Genomic DNA, 25,662 nt, shown 5'->3' on the forward strand with positions numbered 1-25,662 from the left:
TGGGCACTCCCCGCTCTTTTCTATTTGTCAAAAAGGAGGCTCGCATGAGTAAGATAGCAGAGAAAGTAGAACCGCTAATTCAGCCAGTCCTTGAAGAACTCAATTTCGAATTAGTAGATATTGAATTTACTAAAGAAGGAAAGGATCATTTCCTAAGAGTATCTATTGATAAACCAGGTGGCGTCGACTTAAATGACTGTACTGTAGCATCTGAGAAGATCAGTGAAGTGATGGACGAAGAAGATCCTATCGCACAAGCATATTATCTAGATGTTTCTTCACCTGGTGCAGAAAGACCGATTAAGAAAGAACAAGATTTCCAGAATGCTGTAAATCAACCAATTTATGTATCACTCTACGCTCCAATTGAAGGAGAGAAAGAATGGTTGGGCATTCTAGAAACAGTGGAAACAGATACAATTACGATGCAAGTGAAGGAAAAATCTAAGAAGAGATCTATTGAAATTCCAAGAGATAAGATCGCTAAAGCACGTCATGCAGTAATGCTATAACGAGAACAGGAGGGACAGTCGTGTCAAGTAACGAATTACTATTAGCAACAGAATATTTAGAGAAGGAAAAGAAGATTCCTAGAGAAGTCTTAATCGATGCGATTGAAGCCGCATTAATTACGGCTTACAAGAAAAATTACGATAGTGCGCGTAACGTACGCGTTGAATTAAATATGGACGAAGGGACTTTTAAAGTCATCGCACGTAAAAACGTCGTAGAAGAAGTTAACGATCATCGTGACGAAGTAGAATTAAGCACAGCACTTGTGAAGAACCCTGCGTACGAAGTTGGAGATGTGTACGAAGAAGATGTTACACCGCAAGACTTCGGTCGTGTTGGGGCACAAGCAGCGAAACAAGCTGTCATGCAACGTTTACGCGATGCAGAAAGAGAAATTCTTTACGATGAATTTATCGACAAAGAAGACGACATCATGACAGGTTTAATCGACCGTGTCGACCACCGTTATGTTTACGTTAACCTTGGGCGCACTGAAGCAGTATTATCTGAAGCAGAACGCAGTCCAAATGAGAAATATATTCCTAACGAACGCATTAAAGTTTATGTCAATAAAGTTGAACAAACGACGAAAGGACCACAAATCTACGTATCTCGTAGTCATCCTGGTCTACTTAAACGCTTGTTTGAACAAGAAGTGCCAGAAATCTTTGATGGGACAGTTATCGTAAAATCAGTCGCGCGTGAAGCAGGTGACCGTTCTAAGATCAGCGTTTATTCAGACAATCCAGATATCGATGCAGTTGGTTCTTGCGTAGGTTCTAAAGGCTCTCGTGTAGAAGCGGTCGTTGATGAACTTGGTGGCGAGAAGATTGATATCGTTCAATGGGACGAAGATCCTAAAGTATTTGTGAAGAACGCTTTGAGTCCGTCTCAAGTGCTTGAAGTCATCGTTGACGAAGAAGAACAAGCAACGATTGTTGTAGTACCAGATTATCAATTGTCATTAGCGATTGGGAAACGAGGTCAGAACGCACGTTTAGCAGCTAAATTGACAGGTTGGAAGATCGATATCAAATCTGAATCTGATGCACGTGAAGAAGGCATTTATCCTGTACCAGAAGAGGAAGTAGAAGCGTCAGATGATGTCTTAATTGAAGACCCTGAACCGTTAACTGAAGAAGATGCACCTATTGAAGAGGTGATTGAAGAAGGTCCGGTTGAAGAAGACGAAGTTCTAGACGAAGATTCAACTGGTGAAGCGTTAATGGCTGAGGAAGATGAAGTAGAAACTGACTCAACTCAATCAGATGACGAAGAATCATCAAGCACAGAACAATAAATTGGAGTGAGCGTGAATGACGAAGAAGAAAAAGATTCCAATGCGTAAATGTGTGATAACTAACGAAATGAAACCTAAGAAAGACATGATTCGCGTAGTCAGAAATAAAGAAGGAGAAATCTTCGCGGATGCGACAGGTAAGAAGCAAGGGCGTGGCGCTTATGTTTCGAAAGATGTGCAATTAGTAGAGAAAGCGCAGAAGCAAGGTGTACTTGAAGGCTTTTTCAAGACAGATAGTAAAACACTCGACCCTGTCTATAAAGAAATCATCCGTCTCATTTACCGTGAAGATATACCAACATGATGAATGAACCTATACAACAGTTTCTCGGTTTAGCTATGCGAGCAGGACAAGTCAAGACTGGAGAGTCTGTCATATTAAACGATTTAAAGAAGAACAAGATCAAGCTCGTCATCGTCGCAACAGATGCTTCAAAGAACACAACGAAGCTTATGCGTAATAAATGCGACAGTTACCATATACCATTACGTATATTTGGAACTAGAGCTGAACTAGGTCAAGCTTTAGGAAAAGCAGAAAGAGTTAATGTGGGAATAACTGATAAAGGCTTTGCGTCAAAGTTATTGTCAATGATCGATGAATAACGTAAGGAGTGATTATATGAGTAAAAAAAGAATTTACGAGTATGCGAAAGAACAAAATATCAAAAGTAAAGACGTGATCGACGAATTAAAGAAAATGAATGTAGAGGTTTCTAACCACATGCAAGCGCTTGAAGATGATCAAATCCAAGCGTTGAACAAGGTGTATAATCAACCATTCGGTAATAAACAATCTGCTCACAATAATCACGCCCAAAAGAATAATCAAGGCAACAAACAATCAAAAAATCAAAATAATAAAGGTCAACAACGCCAAAATAAACAGTCTAATCAAGATAAATCTAAAAACAATAACGGCCAGCAACGTCGTAACAATAATAAAGGCAAGCAAGATCAACAACAGGGTAAACAAAACAATAACAAAGGCAAACAACAAGACCGCAATAACAAAAACAATAAAAACAACAATAAGAACTTCAAAAATAATAAAAACAACAAGAACCAAAAGACCAACAAAAACAATAAAAACAAACAACAGAAATCACAAAAGCAATCAGAACAACCGAAGAAAGAAAAACCTTCACATATCACATACGAAGAAGGCATTACAGTTGGCGAATTAGCGTCTAAACTCAATGTGGAATCATCAGAAATCGTTAAAAAATTATTCTTACTTGGTATCATGGCGAACATCAACCAAGCGCTAGATGATGAAACGGTTGAGTTAATTGCGGAAGATTACGAAGTTGAAGTAGAAAAAGAAGAAGTGATCGATGAACAAGATTTATCTATCTACTTCGATGATGAATCAGAAGATCCAGATGCTTCAGAACGTCCAGCAGTTGTAACAATCATGGGTCACGTAGACCATGGTAAGACGACATTACTTGATTCAATACGTCATACGAAAGTGACTGCTGGTGAAGCAGGCGGTATCACGCAACATATCGGTGCATATCAAATTCAAAATAACGGTAAAGATATCACTTTCCTAGATACTCCTGGACACGCAGCATTTACAACAATGCGTGCACGTGGTGCGCAAGTTACTGATATTACAATTCTCGTCGTAGCAGCAGACGACGGTGTGATGCCACAAACGATCGAAGCGATTAACCATGCGAAAGAAGCCGATGTTCCGACTATCGTTGCAGTGAACAAGATTGATAAACCAACAGCTAACCCTGATCGTGTTATGCAAGAGTTAACTGAGTATGGTCTAATCCCAGAGGACTGGGGCGGGGATACAATCTTCGTACCACTTTCAGCTTTAAGTGGTGACGGTATCGAAGACTTGCTTGAAATGATTGGCCTTGTCGCAGAAGTTTCTGAGTTGAAAGCGAATGCTGATAAACAAGCTGTAGGTACAGTAATTGAAGCTGAGCTAGATAAATCTCGTGGTCCTTCTGCTTCACTTTTAGTACAAAATGGTACACTCCATGTCGGAGATTCACTCGTAGTCGGTAATACGTACGGTCGTATTCGTGCGATGGTCAACGATTTAGGTCAACGCATTAAAGAAGCGGGTCCTTCAACACCAGTTGAAATCACAGGTATTAACGATGTACCTCAAGCCGGCGACCGTTTCGTTGTCTTTAAAGATGAGAAACAAGCACGTCGTATCGGTGAAGCACGCCGCGAAGAAAGTGTTATCCAACATCGTCAAGAAAGTAAGAATGTTTCATTAGATAACTTATTTGAACAAATGAAACAAGGTGAAATGAAAGATCTTAACGTGATTATCAAAGGTGACGTTCAAGGTTCAGTTGAAGCCCTTGCTGCTTCACTTATGAAGATTGACGTTGAAGGTGTTAACGTCCGCATTATCCACACAGCTGTTGGTGCGATCAACGAATCCGACGTGACACTCGCTAACGCTTCAAATGGTATCATTATCGGCTTTAACGTGCGTCCAGATGCTGGTGCGAAACGTGCTGCTGAAGCTGAGAATGTAGATATGCGTTTACACCGTGTCATTTATAACGTTATTGAAGAAATTGAATCAGCGATGAAAGGTCTACTTGATCCTGAATATGAAGAAAAAGTTATCGGTCAAGCTGAAGTACGTCAAACATTCAAAGTTTCTAAAGTAGGAACGATCGCAGGTAGTTATGTGACTGACGGCGTGATTAAACGTCATGCAGGCGTACGTGTAATTCGCGACAATGTGGTTCAATTCGAAGGCGAATTAGATACATTGAAACGTTATAAAGACGATGCTAAAGAAGTCGCTCAAGGTTACGAATGTGGTATCACAATTAAAAACTATAATGATATTAAAGAAGGCGACATTATCGAAGCATACGAAATGGTAGAAGTTGAACGTTAAGTTCAATAGACATAGTAGGGAGCAGGTTGGCGAGTAGATATAAAGGCTCGTCCCTCTCCCGTTTCGTATTTGACGAGAGAAATTCAATTCGCTTATAATTTGATTAAATCAATCATTTGGTTATGCAAACGAGGTGATAAAGAATGAATTTACGCGCAGAACGTGTAGGCGAACAAATGAAACAAGAAATTATGGATATCGTCAATAATAAAGTGAAAGATCCTCGTATTGGTTTTCTAACTATTACCGATGTTCATCTGACAAATGATTTGTCACAAGCCAAAGTATACTTGACGGTCTTAGGTAGCAAGAAAGAAGTCGAGAATACTTTCAAAGGATTAGAGAAAGCAACAGGCTTTATCAAATCTGAATTAGGTTCAAGAATGCGCTTACGTACTATTCCTGAACTTGAATTTGAGTATGATGAATCTATCGAGTACGGTAATAAGATTGAACGTTTAATACAAGATTTACACAATAAAGAGTAAAGCAAATATAAGCTGGAACAGGAGCACGACGTAGTCTTGTTCCAGTTTTTTATGTAACTATCGAAGTGGTAAAAGGAGATGAGAGCGTGTATCAGGGAATTCTACCAGTGAACAAACCGCGTGGGCTGACAAGTCATGATGTTGTTTTTAAATTAAGAAAGATATTAAAGATGAAGAAGATTGGGCATACTGGTACGTTGGATCCAGAAGTGGATGGTGTACTTTCAATTTGTTTAGGTAGTGCCACGAAAGTAAGTGATTATATTATGGAAATGGGTAAGACCTATGTAGCTACTGTGACATTGGGATATTCAACGACAACTGAAGATCAAACCGGTGACATCCTTGAACGTGAACATATTGAAGACGGTCGCGTAACTGCGACAGAAGTAGACCAAACGCTACAAGAATTTAAGGGTACAATCACTCAAATTCCTCCGATGTATTCATCAGTCAAAGTTAAAGGACGCAAGCTTTATGAATATGCGCGAGAAGGTTTGACTGTTGAACGTCCTTCGCATAAAGTACGGATTGATCAGATAGAACGTACTTCAGAACTGCGTTTTACTAATGGTGTGTGTGAATTTGATATCAAGGTAACTTGTGGCAAGGGGACATACATACGCACACTAGCTACAGATATTGGAAGAGCAATGCATCTCCCTGCTCATATGTCACGTTTGACACGCCAAATGAGTGGTGGCTTCAAATTGGAAGAGGCGTTATCTCTGGAGGAAATCCGAACTCAAGTTGAGCAAGACTCATTACAATCTTCCTTATATCCGATAGAATATGGATTGAAAGGTTTGCCGCAAATTCAAATTCAAGATGAACAACTGAAACAACGTATCTTAAATGGGCAGAAGTTAAATAAACAGCAGTTGAATTTTCCAGATGACCGCCTCGCAGTGATGGTAGATGCATCAACAAACTCTGCGCTGGCAATTTACATGCCCCATCCTGATTTACCGGCTGAAATCAAACCGAAGAAAGTATTTAATTAAAGGAGTATCATTATGAAGGTTATCGAAGTTACACACCCGATTAGAGAAGATCAGTTTATTCAAGAAGACGTAGCGATGGCATTCGGTTTCTTCGATGGAATGCATCGTGGCCATGACCAAGTCTTTCAAGCACTAGAGGAGAGAGCGCGTGCTGGACAGTTGAAGAAAGCAGTCATGACCTTCGACCCTCACCCGTCTGTTGTACTTAACCCTGAGCGTAAGCGCACAGACTATTTAACTCCGATTAGTGATAAAATTGATATACTTCAACACTATGATATTGATTACTGTATCGTGATTAATTTTTCATCCAAGTTTGCAAGTGTGAGCGCTGAAACGTTCATTCAAGATTATATTATTAAAAATCACGTAAAAGAAGTGGTGGCTGGCTTTGATTTCACTTTTGGTAAATACGGCAAAGGTAACATGATGATTCTACAAGAAATGGAAGATTTCAATACAACGATTGTCGGCAAACAAGAAATGGACTCGGAAAAAATTTCTACAACTGCGATTCGTCAAGCCTTGAAAGATGGCGACCTGCAAAAAGCGAATGAACAACTCGGCTACCGCTATCGCATCAAAGGGACAGTCGTTCAAGGTGAAAAACGTGGTCGTACGATTGGATTCCCGACTGCAAATGTGCAACCAAGTGATGACTATGTCTTTCCTAAGAAAGGTGTCTATGCAGTGAGCATGCTTTTAGGTTCAAGCAACAAGTTATATCGCGGTGTAGCCAACGTCGGTGTGAAACCTACATTCCACGACCCATCACAAGCACAAGTGGTCATTGAAGTGAATCTGTTTGATTTCAATGAAAATATTTATGGCGAACGTGTAGAAGTGTACTGGCATCACTTCTTACGCCCTGAAATCAAATTTGATGGCATTGATCCGCTTGTCGAGCAAATGAATAAGGATACAGAACAAGCGAAATATTTACTGTCGGTTGATTTTAACGATGATGTATCATATAATATTTAAGTCGACTTTAAATCGTAAATTAAGAGGCGAAACAAGCACCTTATTCTTGGCAGATTGATACTCCGACATCTTGCTCAGATTAAGGCGCATAACATTACATTGATAGGAGGAAATTGATTATGGCAATTTCACAAGAACGTAAGAACGAAATCATTCAAGAATACCGTACACACGATAAAGACACTGGTTCTCCAGAAGTTCAAGTAGCGGTATTAACTGCAGAAATCACTGCACTTAACGAACATTTACGCGAACATCATAAAGACCACCATTCACGTCGTGGTTTATTAAAAATGGTAGGTCGTCGTAGACATTTATTAAACTACCTACGTAGAAAAGACATCCAACGTTACCGTAACTTAATTAAATCATTAGGTATCCGTCGTTAATCGATGCCTGCTAGGGGGTGAGACACAGTGGTCACCCCCTTTCTTATTATGTAAATGAAATTACGATAGAGGAAATGCGATGAGAAGTATTTGACTCATTCATCGTTTTAGCCATAATCAAGAACTACACTCGTAAACGAACTAAAATCAAATTGCGATATAAAAATAGTTATAGAAATGATATGATAGTATTAATAGATTTTGGAGAGGAGATTCATCATGTCTCAAGAGAAGAAAGTTTTTAAGACCGAATGGGCTAACCGTTCGTTAACGATAGAGACGGGTCAACTTGCTAAGCAAGCTAATGGGGCAGTGCTCGTGCGCTATGGTGAGACAGTCGTACTTTCAACAGCTGTCGCATCTAAAGAACCACGTGACACAGACTTTTTCCCACTTATGGTTAACTTTGAAGAGAAAATGTATGCAGCAGGTAAGATTCCAGGTGGTTTCAAGAAACGTGAAGGGCGTCCAAGCGACGAAGCTACTTTAACTGCGCGTTTGATCGACAGACCTATTCGTCCACTATTTCCGAAAGGTTACCGTCATGACGTACAAATTATGAATACGGTATTAAGTGCGGATCCAGATTGCTCACCTGAAATGGCTGCAATGATTGGTTCTTCAATGGCGCTTAGCGTGTCAGACATTCCATTCCAAGGACCTATCGCTGGAGTGAACGTAGGCTATGTGGATGGAGAATATGTGATTAACCCAACTGTGGAACAGAAAGAGAAATCTCGCTTAGATTTAGAGGTAGCTGGACATAAAGACGCTGTTAACATGGTTGAAGCGGGGGCAAGCGAAATTACTGAAGAAGAAATGTTAGAAGCGATTTTCTTTGGTCACGAAGAAATCAAACGTCTCGTTCAGTTCCAAGAGGAAATTATTGATCATCTTCAACCTGAAAAACAAGAATTTGTACCACCAGAAGAAGATGAAGACTTAATTGCTAAAGTAACAGAACTCACACACTCTAAAGGGGTGAAAGAAGCGGTACTTACATTTGATAAGAAACAGCGTGACGAAAATATCGAAGCGTTAAAAGCAGAAGTATTAGCTGAATTCGAAGACGAAGAAGATCCTGAGAACGAAGCGTTGCTCGACGAAGTTTCAAGTATCTTTGGCGATTTAGTGAAAGCTGAAGTTCGTCGCTTAATTACTGAAGAGAAGATTCGTCCAGATGGTCGTCAAACAGACGAAATTCGTCCACTTGAATCAGAAGCGGGTATTCTACCACGTGCGCACGGTTCAGGATTATTTACAAGAGGCCAAACACAAGCACTTTCTGTACTTACACTTGGTGCTTTAAGCGAGTTCCAACTTATTGATGGTTTAGGTGAAGAAGTAGAGAAACGTTTCATGCATCATTACAACTTCCCTAACTTCTCAGTAGGTGAAACAGGTCCAGTTCGCTCTCCAGGCCGCCGTGAAATCGGTCATGGTGCTTTAGGTGAACGTGCGTTAAGATATATCATTCCAGATACGAAAGATTTCCCTTACACAGTACGTATCGTGAGTGAAGTGCTTGAATCCAACGGTTCATCTTCTCAAGCTTCAATTTGTGGTTCTACACTTGCGTTGATGGACGCTGGGGTACCTATTAAAGCACCTGTTGCAGGTATTGCGATGGGTCTCGTAACGAATGACGAAGACTATACGATTTTAACGGATATCCAAGGTATGGAAGATGCGTTAGGCGACATGGACTTTAAAGTAGCCGGTACATCTAAAGGTATTACTGCTATTCAAATGGATATTAAAATTGATGGTTTAACGAAAGAAATTATTCAAGAAGCGTTAGAACAAGCACGCGAAGGTCGTTTAGCAATTCTTGATCATATGCTTGAAACGATTGACGCACCACGTCCAGAACTTAGTGCATATGCACCTAAAGTTGAAACGATGACTATTAAACCTGAAAAAATCAGAGACGTCATTGGACCAGGTGGTAAGAAAATCAATGAAATCATCGATGAAACAGGCGTTAAATTGGATATCGAACAAGACGGTACAATCTTCATCGGTGCTATCGATCAAAACGCGATTACACGTGCGCGCGAAATCATTGAAGAATTAACTAGAGAAGCTGAAGTAGGTCAAATTTATGACGCGAAAGTGAAACGCATTGAAAAATACGGTGCTTTCGTCGAACTCTTCCCAGGTAAAGATGCGTTAGTTCATATTTCACAAATTGCAAATGAACGCATCAATAAAGTCGAAGATGTACTTAGTATTGGCGACACGTTCAGAGTCAAAGTAACTGAAATTGATAAACAAGGACGTGTGAATGCTTCACACCGTGTACTATTAAACAATAAATAGTTGAGATTGTGACGGTTAAATAAGTCTGAATGAGTGGCTTAGCTAAGTAATCTAAATACTTTATCAGTACCAAACCATCTGATAGGTTACAATAAACTTTAAATAATGTTGTACATGAGATGTGCACCTCATAAGTTAGAACTGATTCTAGCTTGGTGGGGTGCACTTCTCTCATGATGAAATGAATGCAACAATTGGAGCACGCAAATTATCCGGACGTGAAATATTTCTAAAATAATCTCTCCAACATACGATTCATTCAAAGTTAAAGTGAAGTTCATGAGTAAGCATTATCACCGTTGCTTTTATAGTGTACATAATTATTAATTTAACCTATAATATAATATGAGTTTATATGGTCGGGGATTCTAAATAGGAGGTACAATTTTGAGTTTAATAAAGAAAAAGAATAAAAATATTCGCATCATTCCCCTCGGCGGTGTGGGTGAAATTGCGAAGAATATGTATATCGTTGAAGTAGACGATGAAATGTTTATGTTGGATGCCGGCCTCATGTTCCCAGAAGATGAAATGCTTGGGGTCGATGTAGTCATACCTGACATCCAATATGTGATTGAGAATAAACACCGCTTAAAGGGAATCTTTTTAACACATGGACATGAACACGCAATTGGCGCTGCATCTTACGTCTTAGAACAAGTCGACGCGCCTGTATACGGTTCACGTCTCACTCTAGCGTTAGTGAAAGAAAGCGTGAAAGCACGTAATATTAATAAGAAGATTCGCTATTATGTAGTTAACGATGAGTCAGTGATGCGTTTCAAGAGCGTGAATGTCACGTTCTTCAACACGACACATAGCATTCCAGATAGCTTAGGCGTATGCATTCATACGTCATACGGTGCTATCGTTTATACTGGCGAATTTAAATTCGACCAAAGTTTACACGGTCATTATGAACCAGATCTTAAGCGTATGACAGAAATCGGTGAAGAAGGCGTTTTCGCACTTATCAGTGACTCAGTTGAGGCTGAGAAACCGGGCTACAATACACCAGAGAACGTGATTGAAAGCCACATGTATGATGCTTTTACCAAAGTGAAAGGACGTCTCATCGTCTCTTGCTATGCTTCTAACTTTGTGCGTATCCAACAAGTGTTAAACATCGCAAGTCGTTTGAACCGTAAAGTGTCATTCTTAGGCCGCTCACTTGAAACATCATTCAACATTGCGCGTAAAATGGGGTATTTCGATATTCCACGCGATTTACTCATCCCGATTAAGGAAGTTGAGAACTATCCTAAGAACGAAGTCATTATTATTGCGACAGGTATGCAAGGTGAACCTGTTGAAGCTTTAAATCAAATGGCACTACAACAACATAAGATTATGAATATCGAGAAAGGCGATTCTGTCTTTTTAGCTATTACAGCTTCAGCAAGCATGGAAGTCATCGTCGGCAACACATTGAATGAACTTGCACGTGCAGGGGCAGAAATCATTCCTAATAACAAGAAGATTCACGCCTCAAGCCATGGTTGCATGGAAGAACTCAAGATGATGATTAACATGATGAAGCCTGAATACTTTATTCCGGTTAACGGTGAGTTTAAAATGCAAATTGCGCACGCGAAACTCGCGAATGAGTCAGGCGTTGATCCTGAGAAGATCTTCTTAGTTGAGAAAGGGGACGTCGTCAATTACGACGGTAAAGATATGATACTCAACGAAAAAGTGAACTCAGGTAATGTGCTCATCGATGGTTTAGGCGTGGGTGATGTCGGCAATATCGTTCTACGCGACAGACATTTATTAGCTGAAGATGGTATCTTTATCGCTGTAGTGACACTCGATTCACGCAACAGACGTATTGCTGCTGGACCGGAAATTCAATCACGTGGATTCGTCTATGTCAGAGAGAGCGAAGAATTGCTTCAAGAAGCTGAAGAGAAAGTGAGTGAAATTGTGGAACAAGGTCTACAAGAGAAACGCATCGAATGGTCAGATATCAAACAGAATATGCGTGACCAAATTAGTAAATTATTATTTGAAAGTACGAAACGCCGACCAATGATCATCCCAGTTATTTCTGAAATATAATTAATAATAGAGATAAACAAAGAGGTTGAGACATGATGATTACAAAGCGCTATGCCTATTAGTAGTGAGCAACACTCACAGATTAAAGTGTAATCGTCGTCTTTACCTCTTTCATCTTACTCTTTACTATAATTGATAGTAGTGAGAATTAAAGAAGGTGTGAGATTTTGGCTCAGAGTAAGAAGAAGTCAACGAAAAAGAAATCAACCGCAACACGTAAGAAACGTTCAAATAAGAAGAAACAAGCTGAAAGTCCTTTACGCTACGTCATTGCTATCATCATCTTCATCTTAGTCGTACTAGGCGTCTTCCAACTCGGCATTATCGGCAAGATGATAGATAGCTTCTTTGATTACTTTTTTGGATGGAGTAGATATTTAACATACATACTTATTCTCCTTTATACGACGGCTATGACTTTCTATAAAGCCATACCTAAGACACGACCAGCTATAGGCGTCGTGGTCTTACAGTTTGCGCTGTTATTTATTGCGCAGGTGATTTATCATTTTACCCACTCAGTAGCGTCAGAGAGAGAACCGGTTCTATCCTATATTTACAAAGCGCATCAACATACGTTCCTACCTAACTTTGGTGGGGGCTTGATTGGTTTCTATCTCCTCAAATTATTCGTCCCCCTCATTTCAATCTTTGGGGTTATCATTATTACATTACTGTTGCTCGCTTCAAGTATCATCTTGTTGAGTAAAAGACGTCATCGTGATGTATCGAAAGCCTTGCTTGAAGGGATGAAGACGAAGAGTCAATCCGCTTCTGAGAATATGAAAGACCGCCGACAAGCACGTAAAGTTAAAAAAGATGCAAAAGCACGTTTGAAAGCGGAGAAACAAGAACAAGCGCGTTTAGAACAAGAGCAGCAAGTACAAGAAGAAGTTACAGATGTATCTGACTTACCTGAAATACCACAAGATAATGATGCAAACGACAGTGCAATACCTATCTTTGGTCACAGTGATAGAGAACAAGCGCAAGAACAAGATACTAAAGGTAAACGTTCACGTCGCAAGCGTCGTAACGAATCGACAGAACAAGTAGCGAGCGCTGCTGAAGATGAAGCATCACGTCCAACGCCAAACAATGCGTCAACATCTGCTGAGACAACTCAGTCGTCAACAACGTCTGATTCTGCAGATAATCAAGATAGTAGTTCAATTTCAGAAGCGGGCGAGGTTGAGAACGAAGCCTACAAGATTCCGCCGTTGTCCTTACTTAATCAACCACCGAAACAACAAACAACGTCGAAATCGGAGGTTCAACAAAAAGGACGCTTGCTTGAAAATACGATGAAGAACTTTGGCGTGAATGCGAAAGTGACGCAAATCAAGATAGGTCCTGCAGTGACGCAATATGAAATCCAACCAGCACAAGGTGTTAAAGTCAGTAAGATTGTGAACTTGCACAACGATATTGCGCTCGCATTAGCAGCGAAAGATGTGCGTATTGAAGCACCCATTCCGGGACGTTCAGCTGTAGGTATTGAAGTGCCTAATGACAAGATTTCTCTCGTTACCTTGAAAGAAGTATTAGAAGAGAAATTCCCAGCGAAGAACAAATTAGAAGTCGGATTAGGTCGAGATATTTCAGGCGATCCTATCACAGTGCAACTCAACGAAATGCCGCACTTGCTCGTTGCAGGCTCAACTGGTAGCGGTAAGTCTGTGTGTATCAATGGTATTATTACCAGCATTTTACTCAATGCGAAACCACATGAAGTGAAATTGATGTTAATCGATCCTAAGATGGTCGAACTCAATGTTTATAACGGAATTCCACACTTGCTCATACCTGTAGTGACGAACCCGCATAAAGCATCTCAAGCACTAGACAAGATTGTGGCTGAAATGGAACGTCGCTACGACCTCTTCCAACACAGCTCTACGCGTAATATCGAAGGCTATAACCAATATATACGCCGTCAGAATGAAGAGCTGGACGAGAAACAAGCAGAACTACCTTACATCGTCGTCATTGTTGACGAGTTAGCTGACTTGATGATGGTTGCAGGGAAAGAGGTTGAGAACGCCATTCAACGTATTACGCAAATGGCACGTGCAGCAGGAATTCATTTGATTGTGGCCACTCAACGTCCATCTGTTGATGTTATCACAGGTTTAATTAAAAATAACATCCCATCACGTATCGCTTTCGCAGTAAGTTCACAAACCGATTCAAGAACAATACTCGGTAGTGCAGGTGCTGAGAAATTGCTCGGTAAAGGGGACATGTTGTATGAAGCGAGTGGTGGCTCGACGAATACACGTGTTCAAGGTGCTTTCTTAAGTGATAGCGAAGTACAAGAGGTTGTGAATTACGTCGTCGAACAACAGAAAGCGAATTATGTGAAAGAAATGGAACCGGATGCGCCGGTAGATAAATCTGAGATGAAGAGTGAAGATAGCTTGTATGATGATGCTTATCAGTTTGTGATTGAAAAGCAAAAAGCAAGTACATCTTTATTACAACGCCAATTCCGTATCGGCTATAACCGTGCGTCGCGGCTCATGGATGATTTAGAACGCAACCAAGTCATCGGACCTCAAAAAGGTAGTAAACCACGTCAAATTCTGGTCGACTTTGATGCAGAGGAATAAGATGGCTTTTAGGTTAAGATGTTGGGTGAGATCCCATAAAAATCACTTTTGCTATAAAGGTCTAAAATTAAGACTCGTAGATCATCGTTCTATCAAACGATAAGAAGCTACACAAATGGATGCAGGACTTCCTTACTTGAAGGCATCAACAAGGCATTGTAGATTGCTTTGTGGTACTTTCGAGTAGGGTTGTCCTATAATCATTTATATTAAGACTTATTGGCATGTTTAATTTACGCGCATAAAGCTCTTTATAACTTACAGGTCTTAAATCACTTCAAGACGGGTATAGCTTGATAGTGTGACTTTGCTCATAATAATGAGCACTTAGAGCGAATTTACAAATATACATAATTAAAGCAGTTAAATAATCATAATTGTATAAGTATTTAAATATTAAAGGAAAGTGAGGTTTCTGAATGAGAAATCAACAAAATAAAGTACCATTTCGTTTAAAGGTCTTACCTACTCAAAAGTTTAAAACTACAACTATCACTTTGAAATTTATGGCTCCTCTAGATAGTCAAACCATCACGTCACGTACATTACTTAGTAAAATGCTCGTGCGCGCGACGAAACGTTGGCCCACAGACAAAGATTTCAACCGCCATTTGTCTCAACTCTATGGCGCACATATACATAGTTTCGTCTCTAAATTTAAAGATCAACATGTAATCACTTTATCTTTAGAGATTGTGAATGAAAGATACTTAAAAGATGACACACCATTGATAGAAAAAGGTTTCCAATTACTTAAAGAAATGATTTGGAATCCGCTCGTTTCTTCAGAACAATTTGACGCTCAATTTTTAACACAAGAGAAGTCATTGTTGAAGAAAAAATTAGAATCTGTAGTGGATAATAAATCTCAGTACGCATTTTTACAATTACTCAAAAATATGTTTGGAGAGCAAGCTTATAGCGAATTTGCATCAGGTCGTTTAGCTGACGTGGATCAAGTGACACCAGCGTCGTTGTATGAGACATATCAGTCTATGCTGCATAATGATTTCTCCGCGGTTTACGTGGTAGGAAATGTCGATGAGGCTGATATTGAGAAACAAGTGACTGAGTACTTCGACCTCAGCAAGCATACGCTCGACACAACAACAATAGAAAGTCGTGTGGAAACTGCAGATAAACTACCTAAAGAAATCGTCGAAACAGATGAAGTGGATCAAGCGAAATTAAACTTAGGATTTAAACTTCCTACTCGCTTTGGAGAACCGGATTACTTCGCACTCATTGTCTTCAATATGATGTTTGGTGGCGATCCATCTTCTGTGTTGTTTAATGAAGTACGTGAGAAACAAAGTCTTGCTTATTCGATCCATTCGCAAGTGGATGCGAAGAACGGATATATGTTTGTGCTCAGCGGTGTGACTGCGGCTAAATATCAGCAAGCGAAAGATACGATTTTACATGAATTTGCGCGATTCCAGCAAGGAGAATTCTCTGACGCGCAACTTGCTCTTGCGAAGAAAGTCTTGATTTCTCAAAGACTTGAAGCGCAAGATCGTCCGAAATCAATTATCGAAATTCTCAACAATAACGTATTACTTGATGAAGATTTAACGCACGAGATCTTTGCACAACATGTTCAAGCGGTGACGCGAGAAGATGTCATTCAACTGGCTCAGAACACGTACGTAGAGACGATTTACACTTTAACTAAAAGAGAGGAGGACGACGCCTAATGAATCAACGCTATTATGATCAAATCGATGAACAAGTATATGAATCGACGTTGGACAATGGATTACAATTATTCATTATTCCAAAACGCGGCTTCCAAAAAACGTATGTGACCTACACGACACGTTTCGGATCTTTAGACTCTCTCTTCAAACCCCATGACAGTGATGAGTACGTCACTGTACCAGATGGTGTAGCACACTTTTTAGAACATAAGTTATTTGAGAAAGAAGACGAAGACCTTTTTACTCAATTTGCTGAGGATAATGCGCAAGTGAATGCTTTCACGAGCTTTGATCGCACAAGCTACTTGTTCAGTGCTACGGACCATATCGACCGTAATATTTTACGTTTATTAAAAATGGTTGAATCTCCATATTTTACTCAAGAAAGGGTTGAGAAAGAGAAAGGAATTATAGCTGAAGAGATTAAAATGTATCAAGAACAACCCGGCTATAAACTCATGTTTAATACATTACGTGGAATGTATCAACAGCATCCAATCCGTGTCGATATCGCAGGCAGTGTCGACAGTATTTACGACATCACAAAGGATGATTTGTATTTATGTTATGAAACGTTCTATCATCCATCCAATATGGTGCTCTTTGTCGTGGGAGACGTAGATGTTGCGCATATTGAACAACTCGTAAGTGAGCATGAGTCGAAACGTGAGAAAGAAGCGCAACCTGAAATTGTAAGGGCGTCTTTAACAGAACCTGTTGAAGTAAATCAGAGTGAGGTGCGTGAAGCGATGCATCTCCAATCTCCACGTTTAATGCTCGGATTCAAACAACAACCGCTTGATGAGTCACCACGTGCTTATGCTAAACGTGATTTGGAAATGACGTTATTCTTTGAAATGGTCTTCGGTGAAGAAACAGAATTCTATCAATCGTTATTAAATGATGAGCTGATAGATGAAACGTTTGGATATCAGTTTATGCTAGAGGATTCTTATTGTTTCTCTCTCGTAACGAGTGCGACTGAACAGCCTGATCGTTTGAAAGCACTGTTAATTGGCGAATTGAAACGAAGTCAAGGTCAACTAGAAGATCATGAAGCCTTTGAACTCTTAAAGAAACAATTTATTGGTGAATTCATTTCAGGACTGAACTCTCCTGAATACATAGCGAATCAATATACCAAACTTTATTTCGAAGGCGTATCTTTATTCGAGTTACTTGATATTATTGAAGATATTACGCTTGAAAGTATTAACGACACATCAGAAGCATACTTGGATTTAGAGCAAGCTGTAGATAGCCGTATGGAGTTGAAATAGATGAAAGCGCTAGTTATTGGTGGATCTGGATCGATTGGTAGTGCCATCGTTACTCGACTATTAAGCGAAGGTTACGAAGTCATCGTACACTACAATCAGTCAGATATTGCCAGCCTTAAAGAGCGATTTCGCAACCAACCTGTGCAGTTTGTACAATGTGATTTAACGCAAACTATCGATATTGAACAGTACTTTGGTTTTATCCAAAACTTAGATTGCTTTATTTATTGTGCTGGCGCCAGTATGTATCAAATGTTGGAAGATACTTCTGATGACGATATTGATGTGAGTTATCAACTTAACGTGAAACAATTGATTCGACTTTCCCGCCATTTTCTTCCGCAACTACGCCAGAGTGAGCAAGGACGTATGATTGTAATATCGTCTATATGGGGAGAAACAGGGGCGAGCTTAGAAACCATTTATTCAACGATGAAGAGTGCACAACATGGATTTGTCAAAGCATTAAGTCAAGAGCTTGCATTAACTTCAGTGACCGTCAATGCGATTGCACCTGGCTTCGTTAAAGGCACGATGTCAGATGAGTTCGAAGCGGAAGAGCTTGAGCGTATCATCTCAGATCTTCCTCAACAGCGTTTAGTGGAGCCTGAAGAGGTTGCACACGTTTGTAGTTACTTATGTCATCCTATGGCGAAGAGTATTACAGGTACGGTGCAGAAAGTAAATGGTGCTTGGTATCTTTAAATGAGTGAAATCTCATTGAATTTGATCCCCATATGTCATTGCAAAATGTTATACTACTAATAATATGACAAATACAACATGATGAGAAAGCTAGATTATTAAGCAATCTGCGCGTTAATCTAGCCTAGATAAAGGGGTGCTTCAGTTTGACAGTAACTACCAAAAAAGAATGGTATTTGGAATACGATATTACAATTAACCGACCTGGACTATTAGGTGACGTTTCAAGTTTACTTGGTATGATGGGTATCAATATTGTGACGATTAACGGAATTGAAGAAGGCCGTCGAGGATTGCTCATTAAGACGGATAATCTGGAAAAGGTAAAACGCTTCGAAAGCATCGTGCATGAGATTGATGATATTACAATCACAAAGTTGCGCGAGCCTGAATTACGCGATCGTCTGGCAGTGCGTCACGGTCGATACATCGAACAGGATGCAACGGACAAGAAGACGTTCCGCTTTGAACGTGAAGATCTCGGCTTACTCGTCGATTTTATGGCTGAATTATTTAAAGAGAATGAGCACAAATTAATCGGTATACGAGGTATGCCTCGCGTAGGTAAAACGGAATCTATCGTTGCAGCGAGTGTCTGTGCACATAAACGATGGTTGTTCATCAGTTCTACACTAATTAAACAAACGGTGCGTAGTTCACTGATTAAAGGTGAGTACGATGCAGACCATGTCTACATTATTGATGGTGCTGTAACTGCGCGTGAATCGAATCAGAAACACCAAGATTTAGTAAAAGAAGTGATGAAACTTCCATCTATCAAAGTGGTAGAACATCCAGATTTATTTGTAGAGACGAGCGAATATGAAATGCGCGATTTTGATTACATCATTGAATTGAGGGAGAACAAAGATCAAGAAATTCAATATGACGAAATGAAGAAACACACAGTAAAAAGTAAGAATAATTTAAGCTTTGGTAACGATGAATTTGGAGACGGCTTCGGTGGCGGTTTCGGATTCTTTGAATAGCTTAACTGTGAGATAAGGAGGCCTTGCGACGTGAATTTAGTTGGGCAAGTATTAAAAGGTCGTCGCGAACGTCTAGGTATGACGTTAGCTGAATTAGAACATCAAACACATATTAAACGCCAAACTTTAAGAGTGATTGAAGATAATGACTTTGAGGCATTAAATAATGCCAATTATGCCGAGGGTTTAATTACTAAATATGCTAATGCGGTCAACTTTGATGCAGATCAACTCATTGAGGCGCATCGTGAAGAAATACCGAGCTATCAGAACTCAATCAATGCGTCAATTCAAGCATTCAAACAAGACGAAAAACCTACATATCGTTCTAAGAGTAAAGAAGCATTACAGCTTTTAGTCGTGATATGTGGTGTAGTAATAATTACTGCAATTATATGGATATTAGCTGTTTTAATCTTCTAAATTTCCATGTAAACTAGACGTGAACATATAAAGAAAAGAGGATGCGTAATGAACTTACCGAATTGGATTACAGTGTTTAGGGTTATCCTTATTCCTGTATTTCTAGTATTTTTACTTAATGATTTCGGCTTTGGTACGGTATCATTCCTAGGTGGATACGATATTCGTATTGAGATGCTGATCAGTGGATTGGTCTTTATCTTGGCGTCGCTAAGTGACTTTGCTGATGGTTACCTTGCGCGTAAGTGGAACTTAGTTACGAACATGGGTAAATTCCTCGATCCGTTAGCGGATAAATTACTCGTTGCAAGTGCGCTCATCGCTTTAGTTCAAATTGATTTAACAAACTCTGTCGTTGCGATTATTATTATCGCTCGTGAATTTGCAGTTACAGGCTTACGCTTGTTACAAATTGAACAAGGCTTCGTCAGCGCAGCAGGGCAGCTAGGTAAGATTAAGACGGCTGTAACGATGGTAGGTCTCGTGTGGATCTTATTGGGTGAACCATTGATTCAATGGTGGCACTTCCCACTAGGTCAAGTCTTACTCTACATCGGTGTGTTCTTCACTATACTTTCAGGCCTTGAATATTTTTACAAAGGTCGAGACGTGTTCAAAGCGAAATAGTAGGCTGAGGCTTGTTAAGTTAAAAGGATTCGAAGCTTACTGCAATAACAATGAACGCTTTGAAATGTTAAGTTTGAGATCGATGAAATTGTGCTCATAAGGAAAAACTGTTCAACTATTTTAAATAATGGAGCGGAACATTGAAATCAATCAGATTTCAGTTCCGCTCTTTTTACTTTTACGCCTATCAAATAAAAGTTATGATGAGAGAAAGGTTTGTAGTTGAAAGAAAGTGGAATAATATACATTGTTGAAGTTGAATAATCATGATGAAAAAGGAGCTTAAACTGTGAAAATAGGTATTATTGCAGTAGGATCAGAGTTATTATTAGGTCAAATTAATAATACAAATGGTCAATATTTATCTCAATTATTTAATGAAATTGGCCATAGCGTCATCGAACATGCTGTGATTGGTGATAATCCAGAACGCTTAGAACGTGTGGTGCGAGACATGCTCGACCGTTATGATACTGTAGTCTTAACTGGTGGGCTAGGACCAACTAAAGATGATTTAACGAAACATACAGTTGCGAAAGTATTGAATAAAGAATTAGTTATTGATTCCCAAGCATTACAATATATTGAATCATACTTTGAAGAACAACATCAGACGATGACACCGAATAATCGTCAGCAAGCACTCGTCATTGAAGGTAGCACAGTGCTCGAGAATAAAGAAGGTATGGCGCCAGGAATGCTCATTGAAGATGGAGCGAAACGTGTAGTGATGCTTCCAGGTCCGCCAAAAGAGAATAAACCTATGGCGAGACATGAACTCTTACCACTATTAATGGATGGAGAGCAAAGCATCTTCTCAGAACAGTTAAAGTTTGCTGGAATTGGAGAATCTCGAGTTGAAACAGAACTCATTGATTTAATCGACAACCAAACTAATCCTACCATTGCACCTTTAGCAGGTTCGCACGAAGTAAAGATACGTCTTACTGCAAATGGTGAGAACAAAGCGCAGTGTACACAAGCAATTCAACCAGTGAAAGATGAAATTCTTTCACGTATAGGACAATATTACTATGGTTCAGATGAGGTAGAACTTGAAGAGGCTGTGATGCAACAACTTAATGGAACAGTTGCACTCTATGACGGTGTCACAGATGGTATGCTTTACTCTCGTTTGAAAGATTACGATGCAACACAACAAGTGAAAGGTATGTTGCCTCACTCTGAAAGTTGGGTTCAATCCACAGACGCTATTGATCAACAATTGGCTGTGAGCGCACGTATCGTTCGAGAGTTATTTGAGTCTGAAATAGGTATTTCTGTACTGTATCGTGAAGGCACAGTTTATCTTGGCATTCTTGCTAATGATGATTTGAATGTATATGACTTCAAGATGACTCAGAAACGTAATTTGCTTAAAACGCGTACACCTAACTATGTAATGATTCGACTCTTGAATTGGTTAAATGTAGAGTGAGAGAGCAGTTTTTAAGAAAATATAAGTACGCGTGTTCGATTTCACAATAAAAAACAGCAGAAATTAGCGAACAAATATTCGCAAATTGCTTGCGAAATTGATTGAGAACATGTATAGTTAAGTTAAGATAAATTTACGAGAAACTACTCGATATAGGAGGTCCAGCATTGGATAATGAACGTCAAAAAGCTCTAGATACAGTTATTAAAAATATGGAAAAGTCTTTCGGTAAAGGCGCAGTTATGAAGCTCGGAGATAATAAAGGGCGTAAAGTATCAAGTGTATCAAGTGGTTCAGTGACTTTGGATAATGCGCTTGGTGTAGGTGGCTATCCTAAAGGCCGTATCATTGAAATTTATGGTCCTGAAAGTTCAGGTAAGACAACTGTCGCATTACACGCCATCGCTGAAGTCCAGAAAAAAGGTGGGGTAGCAGCGTTCATCGACGCAGAACACGCGCTAGACCCTGTTTATGCTGAAGCGTTGGGTGTCGATATCGATAACCTTTACTTGTCACAACCAGACCATGGGGAACAAGGTCTTGAAATCGCAGAAGCATTCGTGCGAAGCGGTGCTGTAGAAATGGTTGTTGTCGACTCTGTGGCAGCGCTCACACCGAAAGCAGAAATTGAAGGTGAAATGGGCGATGCACACGTTGGTTTACAAGCTCGTTTAATGTCACAAGCATTACGTAAGCTTTCAGCAGCGATTTCTAAATCAAATACTACTGCAATCTTTATCAACCAAATCCGTGAAAAGGTCGGTGTGATGTTCGGTAACCCTGAAACAACACCAGGTGGACGTGCATTGAAGTTCTACAGTTCCATCCGTTTAGAAGTACGTCGCGCAGAACAATTGAAACAAGGTCAAGATATCGTAGGTAACCGTACGAAGATTAAAGTCGTGAAGAACAAAGTAGCACCTCCATTCAAAGTGGCTGAAGTAGATATTATGTACGGCCAAGGTATTTCTAAAGAAGGTGAACTCCTCGATCTCGGTGTTGCTAATGACGTAGTAGATAAATCTGGTGCTTGGTATTCTTACAACGGCGAACGTATGGGTCAAGGTAAAGAGAACGTTAAGAACTTCTTGAAAGAAAATCCTGAAATTAGACAAGATATTGATGATAAATTACGTGAAAAACTAGGTATCTTTGATGGTGATGTTAAAGAAGAGGAAGAAGAAGCTCCGTCATCACTTTTCGATGAGGAATAAGTTTGATTAAGACGAGATAGTCAATTGCACACTTATTGAGTATAAACTGTCGGCACTAAGATAACTGCCGGCAGTTTTGTTATTTCGATGAATGTCATGAAACATTTGATGCTATACATATGAGTTTTAAGAAAGCGTAGCTATTAATTAGATATAATGTAATAAATACATTAAAAGAAGTAGAAACCATTTTTTCATATGTATTTGAGACGCTTGATGGAACAAGGCCACAACAACAATCCATTCTTTGAGTGTGGTCCCATAAGCAAGCGAGAGTTATAACATTGAAAAATAATAAGTTTTAATTTTTTCCCAGTCTCCTCTATCCATCTTTTCAGGGGAAGTACTACGAAATCATAGATTTCTGTAATTCTTCCAAGCAAGCGAAAGTGATCACATTGAAAAATAAGGTATTGAAAAAATTTATACAAGCTCGCAACCAAAATCTAAAAAGTGATACTTTCACAGAACACTATGTCGAAACCTTGACACTTATTGATGCAAAAACGTACAATTACATTGTATGATTCTTATATAATTTCATATAATCATATTGAATTTGATATACGACAAAGTCCTAAAAAAAGGAGGTGTTTGTGTGTATTTATTAACCCTCCTACTCATTTTAATAGGCATTATTCTGGGAGTTGTTGTGGGGTATATCATCGCCCGTAATTTGTTACATCAGAAGCAGATTCAAGCGAAACAAACTGCTGAAGATATCATAAACCAAGCTAACAAAGAAGCTGAGAACATTAAGAAAGAAAAGCTCCTTGAAGCAAAAGAAGAAAATCAAATATTTAAAGACCAAGTTGAAAGCGAACTTCGCGAACGGCGTGGTGATTTACAAAAACAAGAAACCCGACTTCTTCAAAAAGAGGAAAACTTGGAGCGAAAATCTGATCTCTTAGAGAAAAAGGATGAGATTTTAGAGCAAAAAGAATCTGAACTTGAAGAAAAACAACAACAAGTAGATGCAAAAGAGAGTAGTGTTCAAACATTAATAAATAAGCATGAACAAGAATTAGAACGCATCTCTGGTCTCACTCAAGAAGAAGCAGCGAACGAACAACTCCAACGAGTAGAAGATGAATTGTCACATGATATTGCAATACTTGTTAAGGAAAAAGAACGAGAAGCGAAAGAAACAGTAGATAAGCAAGCGAAAGAGTTGTTAGCGACAACAGCTCAAAGAATTGCCGCAGAACACACATCTGAATCCACAGTTTCAGTAGTTAATCTTCCAAACGATGAGATGAAAGGACGTATTATCGGTAGAGAAGGTCGTAATATTCGTACGTTAGAAACACTAACAGGTATCGATTTAATCATTGATGATACACCTGAAGCAGTTATACTTTCAGGTTTCGATCCAATTCGACGAGAAATTGCACGTATCGCACTTGTGAACTTAGTTTCAGATGGACGTATCCATCCTGGACGCATCGAAGAAATGGTTGAGAAGTCACGTAATGAAGTAGACGACATCATACGCGATGCTGGTGAACAAGCGACATTCGAAATCAATGTCCACAATATGCATCCGGATCTCGTTAAGATTCTCGGCCGTTTACAATATCGTACAAGCTACGGTCAGAACGTGGTTAAACACTCTATCGAAGTGGCACATCTCGCTGGAATGTTAGCCGCGGAACTTGGAGAAGATATTACAATCGCTAAACGCGCAGGACTTCTTCACGATGTCGGTAAAGCTATTGATCACGAGGTAGAAGGTAGTCACGTAGAAATTGGTGTGGAACTCGCTAAGAAATACGGCGAGGGTGAAACAGTTATTAATGCTATTCACTCACACCATGGTGATGTTGAACCAACTTCAATTATTTCAATCCTCGTTGCAGCAGCAGATGCTTTATCAGCAGCACGACCTGGTGCGCGTAAAGAAACTTTAGAGAATTATATCAGACGTTTAGAACGATTAGAAACGCTTTCAGAAAGTTATGATGGTGTAGAAAAAGCCTTTGCTATCCAAGCTGGTAGAGAAATTCGTGTCATCGTTGCACCTGATGCAATCGACGACTTGAAATCACATCGCTTAGCAAGAGATATTAAGAATCAAATAGAGGATGAATTACAATATCCTGGTCATATAAAAGTGACAGTTGTTCGTGAGACTAGAGCAATTGAATATGCAAAATAATACGGTTGCCTTCGGGTAGCCGTTTATTTATGTTTGTGCATACAGCGAGTTATAAATATAGGTGAATCAACAAGCGATGTTCAGAAGGCCCAGTAGTTCAACTCTGGTGCAATTTTGAATAGGAATACTGTTTTAACGACGAGTAGAACGCGTAAAAGACGTATACGATCTTTAAAATTACATAAGAAAAAAGGGTAAAAACCACAATTATGTAGTCTCTACCCTTTTCACATCATTTTTAATTGAATTATAGTCTTGGTTTAAGTTAATAGCAATATTAGTTGTTGAATTCTAATTCAGTGTCTTTGATTTTTTTTAAGATTTCAGTTGTATCTAAACAACTTGAAGAAATTTGTCCATATCTCTCAGCTAAGCGATATGAAGTAATATATAGTTCTAATGCATCTTTAGCAATATCTTCTGCATCTTCGCTTTTTGAGGGATTCGCTTTTACTACTAAATCTGCGAAATGTTCTGCATCAATATGAATTGACATGTGTGAATTACAACTCCTATATTATTTATTTAACTTTCTGTTTATTTCATACCACTCAAAAATGAT

General features: G+C 39.4%; 22 protein-coding genes. 21 read left to right on the forward strand and 1 reads right to left on the reverse strand.

Translation table 11 applies throughout. The features are described from left to right. Window positions 1-44: 44 nt before the first annotated feature. The 21 genes from rimP to rny all read left to right on the forward strand — a co-directional run bounded on the left by rimP (window position 45) and on the right by rny (window position 25,100). A complete protein-coding gene (rimP, locus tag CD039_RS03570) occupies window positions 45-512 on the forward strand; it encodes a ribosome maturation factor RimP (RefSeq protein ID WP_103371147.1) in 468 nt (155 codons plus the stop codon). 20 nt (window positions 513-532) lie between these two features. Next, a complete protein-coding gene (nusA, locus tag CD039_RS03575; RefSeq protein WP_103371148.1) occupies window positions 533-1,813 on the forward strand; it encodes a transcription termination factor NusA in 1,281 nt (426 codons plus the stop codon). Window positions 1,814-1,829: 16 nt separating this feature from the next. Then, window positions 1,830-2,117 carry an RNase P modulator RnpM gene (gene rnpM, locus CD039_RS03580; RefSeq protein ID WP_103371149.1) on the forward strand — a complete coding sequence of 96 codons (288 nt, stop codon included), beginning with the start codon at window positions 1,830-1,832 and terminating at the stop codon, window positions 2,115-2,117. Next, complete coding sequence (locus CD039_RS03585; protein ID WP_103371150.1) at window positions 2,114-2,419, forward strand: L7Ae/L30e/S12e/Gadd45 family ribosomal protein; 306 nt, start codon at window positions 2,114-2,116, stop codon at window positions 2,417-2,419. The genes rnpM and CD039_RS03585 overlap by 4 nt, the downstream gene beginning before the upstream one ends. Window positions 2,420-2,435: 16 nt before the next feature. Further along, complete coding sequence (gene infB, locus CD039_RS03590; RefSeq protein WP_103371151.1) at window positions 2,436-4,706, forward strand: translation initiation factor IF-2; 2,271 nt, start codon at window positions 2,436-2,438, stop codon at window positions 4,704-4,706. 143 nt (window positions 4,707-4,849) lie between these two features. Further along, window positions 4,850-5,194: a 30S ribosome-binding factor RbfA gene (gene rbfA, locus CD039_RS03595; protein WP_002472432.1), complete on the forward strand. Its 345-nt coding sequence runs from the start codon at window positions 4,850-4,852 to the stop codon at window positions 5,192-5,194. 86 nt (window positions 5,195-5,280) lie between these two features. Beyond that, window positions 5,281-6,198, forward strand: a complete 918-nt coding sequence (gene truB / locus CD039_RS03600) for a tRNA pseudouridine(55) synthase TruB (protein WP_103371152.1) — start codon at window positions 5,281-5,283, stop codon at window positions 6,196-6,198. A gap of 12 nt (window positions 6,199-6,210) precedes the next feature. Continuing rightward, window positions 6,211-7,182 (forward strand): bifunctional riboflavin kinase/FAD synthetase, encoded by a 972-nt coding sequence (locus CD039_RS03605; RefSeq protein WP_103371153.1) that lies wholly within the window; start codon window positions 6,211-6,213, stop codon window positions 7,180-7,182. Window positions 7,183-7,301: 119 nt separating this feature from the next. Then, window positions 7,302-7,571 (forward strand): 30S ribosomal protein S15, encoded by a 270-nt coding sequence (rpsO, locus tag CD039_RS03610; RefSeq protein WP_002472445.1) that lies wholly within the window; start codon window positions 7,302-7,304, stop codon window positions 7,569-7,571. Between the two features lie 219 nt (window positions 7,572-7,790). Next, window positions 7,791-9,893 (forward strand): polyribonucleotide nucleotidyltransferase, encoded by a 2,103-nt coding sequence (gene pnp, locus CD039_RS03615; protein WP_103371154.1) that lies wholly within the window; start codon window positions 7,791-7,793, stop codon window positions 9,891-9,893. A 387-nt stretch (window positions 9,894-10,280) separates the two neighbouring features. Further along, the gene (gene rnjB, locus CD039_RS03620) at window positions 10,281-11,954 is read left to right on the forward strand and encodes a ribonuclease J2 (protein WP_103371155.1); all 1,674 of its coding nucleotides are present in this window, start codon (window positions 10,281-10,283) and stop codon (window positions 11,952-11,954) included. 167 nt (window positions 11,955-12,121) lie between these two features. After that, on the forward strand, window positions 12,122-14,566 hold the full coding sequence (locus CD039_RS03625; protein WP_103371156.1) for a DNA translocase FtsK: 2,445 nt from the start codon (window positions 12,122-12,124) through the stop codon (window positions 14,564-14,566). A gap of 419 nt (window positions 14,567-14,985) precedes the next feature. Then, window positions 14,986-16,263, forward strand: a complete 1,278-nt coding sequence (yfmF, locus tag CD039_RS03630; RefSeq protein ID WP_103371157.1) for an EF-P 5-aminopentanol modification-associated protein YfmF — start codon at window positions 14,986-14,988, stop codon at window positions 16,261-16,263. Next, the gene (gene yfmH, locus CD039_RS03635; protein ID WP_103371158.1) at window positions 16,263-17,546 is read left to right on the forward strand and encodes an EF-P 5-aminopentanol modification-associated protein YfmH; all 1,284 of its coding nucleotides are present in this window, start codon (window positions 16,263-16,265) and stop codon (window positions 17,544-17,546) included. Before yfmF ends, yfmH begins: the two co-directional genes overlap by 1 nt. Beyond that, on the forward strand, window positions 17,547-18,251 hold the full coding sequence (gene ymfI, locus CD039_RS03640) for an elongation factor P 5-aminopentanone reductase (RefSeq protein ID WP_103371159.1): 705 nt from the start codon (window positions 17,547-17,549) through the stop codon (window positions 18,249-18,251). Between the two features lie 146 nt (window positions 18,252-18,397). Further along, the gene (locus CD039_RS03645; protein WP_103371160.1) at window positions 18,398-19,240 is read left to right on the forward strand and encodes a YmfK family protein; all 843 of its coding nucleotides are present in this window, start codon (window positions 18,398-18,400) and stop codon (window positions 19,238-19,240) included. A 30-nt stretch (window positions 19,241-19,270) separates the two neighbouring features. Beyond that, window positions 19,271-19,663, forward strand: a complete 393-nt coding sequence (locus tag CD039_RS03650) for a helix-turn-helix domain-containing protein (RefSeq protein WP_103371161.1) — start codon at window positions 19,271-19,273, stop codon at window positions 19,661-19,663. A 48-nt stretch (window positions 19,664-19,711) separates the two neighbouring features. Next, on the forward strand, window positions 19,712-20,290 hold the full coding sequence (gene pgsA, locus CD039_RS03655; RefSeq protein WP_103371162.1) for a CDP-diacylglycerol--glycerol-3-phosphate 3-phosphatidyltransferase: 579 nt from the start codon (window positions 19,712-19,714) through the stop codon (window positions 20,288-20,290). Between the two features lie 289 nt (window positions 20,291-20,579). Next, the gene (locus tag CD039_RS03660) at window positions 20,580-21,728 is read left to right on the forward strand and encodes a CinA family nicotinamide mononucleotide deamidase-related protein (RefSeq protein ID WP_103371163.1); all 1,149 of its coding nucleotides are present in this window, start codon (window positions 20,580-20,582) and stop codon (window positions 21,726-21,728) included. Between the two features lie 167 nt (window positions 21,729-21,895). Then, on the forward strand, window positions 21,896-22,942 hold the full coding sequence (gene recA, locus CD039_RS03665; RefSeq protein WP_002472399.1) for a recombinase RecA: 1,047 nt from the start codon (window positions 21,896-21,898) through the stop codon (window positions 22,940-22,942). 598 nt (window positions 22,943-23,540) lie between these two features. Further along, complete coding sequence (gene rny / locus CD039_RS03670) at window positions 23,541-25,100, forward strand: ribonuclease Y (protein WP_103371164.1); 1,560 nt, start codon at window positions 23,541-23,543, stop codon at window positions 25,098-25,100. Window positions 25,101-25,377: 277 nt separating this feature from the next. Here the strand turns inward: rny and CD039_RS03675 are convergent, their stop codons facing one another. Continuing rightward, complete coding sequence (locus tag CD039_RS03675) at window positions 25,378-25,596, reverse strand: hypothetical protein (RefSeq protein WP_103371165.1); 219 nt, start codon at window positions 25,594-25,596, stop codon at window positions 25,378-25,380. Between the last annotated feature and the right edge of the window lie 66 nt (window positions 25,597-25,662).

This window comes from Staphylococcus argensis, assembly GCF_002902305.1.
Classification (GTDB): Bacteria; Bacillota; Bacilli; order Staphylococcales; family Staphylococcaceae; genus Staphylococcus; species Staphylococcus argensis.

Coding starts and splice junctions, on each gene's coding strand:
- rimP (WP_103371147.1), top strand. CDS start 45: ATGAGTAAGATAGCAGAGAAAGTAGAACCGCTAATTCAGCCAGTCCTT.
- yfmF (WP_103371157.1), top strand. CDS start 14,986: ATGAGAAATCAACAAAATAAAGTACCATTTCGTTTAAAGGTCTTACCT.
- CD039_RS03605 (WP_103371153.1), top strand. CDS start 6,211: ATGAAGGTTATCGAAGTTACACACCCGATTAGAGAAGATCAGTTTATT.
- rbfA (WP_002472432.1), top strand. CDS start 4,850: ATGAATTTACGCGCAGAACGTGTAGGCGAACAAATGAAACAAGAAATT.
- rpsO (WP_002472445.1), top strand. CDS start 7,302: ATGGCAATTTCACAAGAACGTAAGAACGAAATCATTCAAGAATACCGT.
- CD039_RS03675 (WP_103371165.1), bottom strand. CDS start 25,596: ATGTCAATTCATATTGATGCAGAACATTTCGCAGATTTAGTAGTAAAA.
- ymfI (WP_103371159.1), top strand. CDS start 17,547: ATGAAAGCGCTAGTTATTGGTGGATCTGGATCGATTGGTAGTGCCATC.
- CD039_RS03585 (WP_103371150.1), top strand. CDS start 2,114: ATGATGAATGAACCTATACAACAGTTTCTCGGTTTAGCTATGCGAGCA.
- pnp (WP_103371154.1), top strand. CDS start 7,791: ATGTCTCAAGAGAAGAAAGTTTTTAAGACCGAATGGGCTAACCGTTCG.
- pgsA (WP_103371162.1), top strand. CDS start 19,712: ATGAACTTACCGAATTGGATTACAGTGTTTAGGGTTATCCTTATTCCT.
- yfmH (WP_103371158.1), top strand. CDS start 16,263: ATGAATCAACGCTATTATGATCAAATCGATGAACAAGTATATGAATCG.
- infB (WP_103371151.1), top strand. CDS start 2,436: ATGAGTAAAAAAAGAATTTACGAGTATGCGAAAGAACAAAATATCAAA.
- rnpM (WP_103371149.1), top strand. CDS start 1,830: ATGACGAAGAAGAAAAAGATTCCAATGCGTAAATGTGTGATAACTAAC.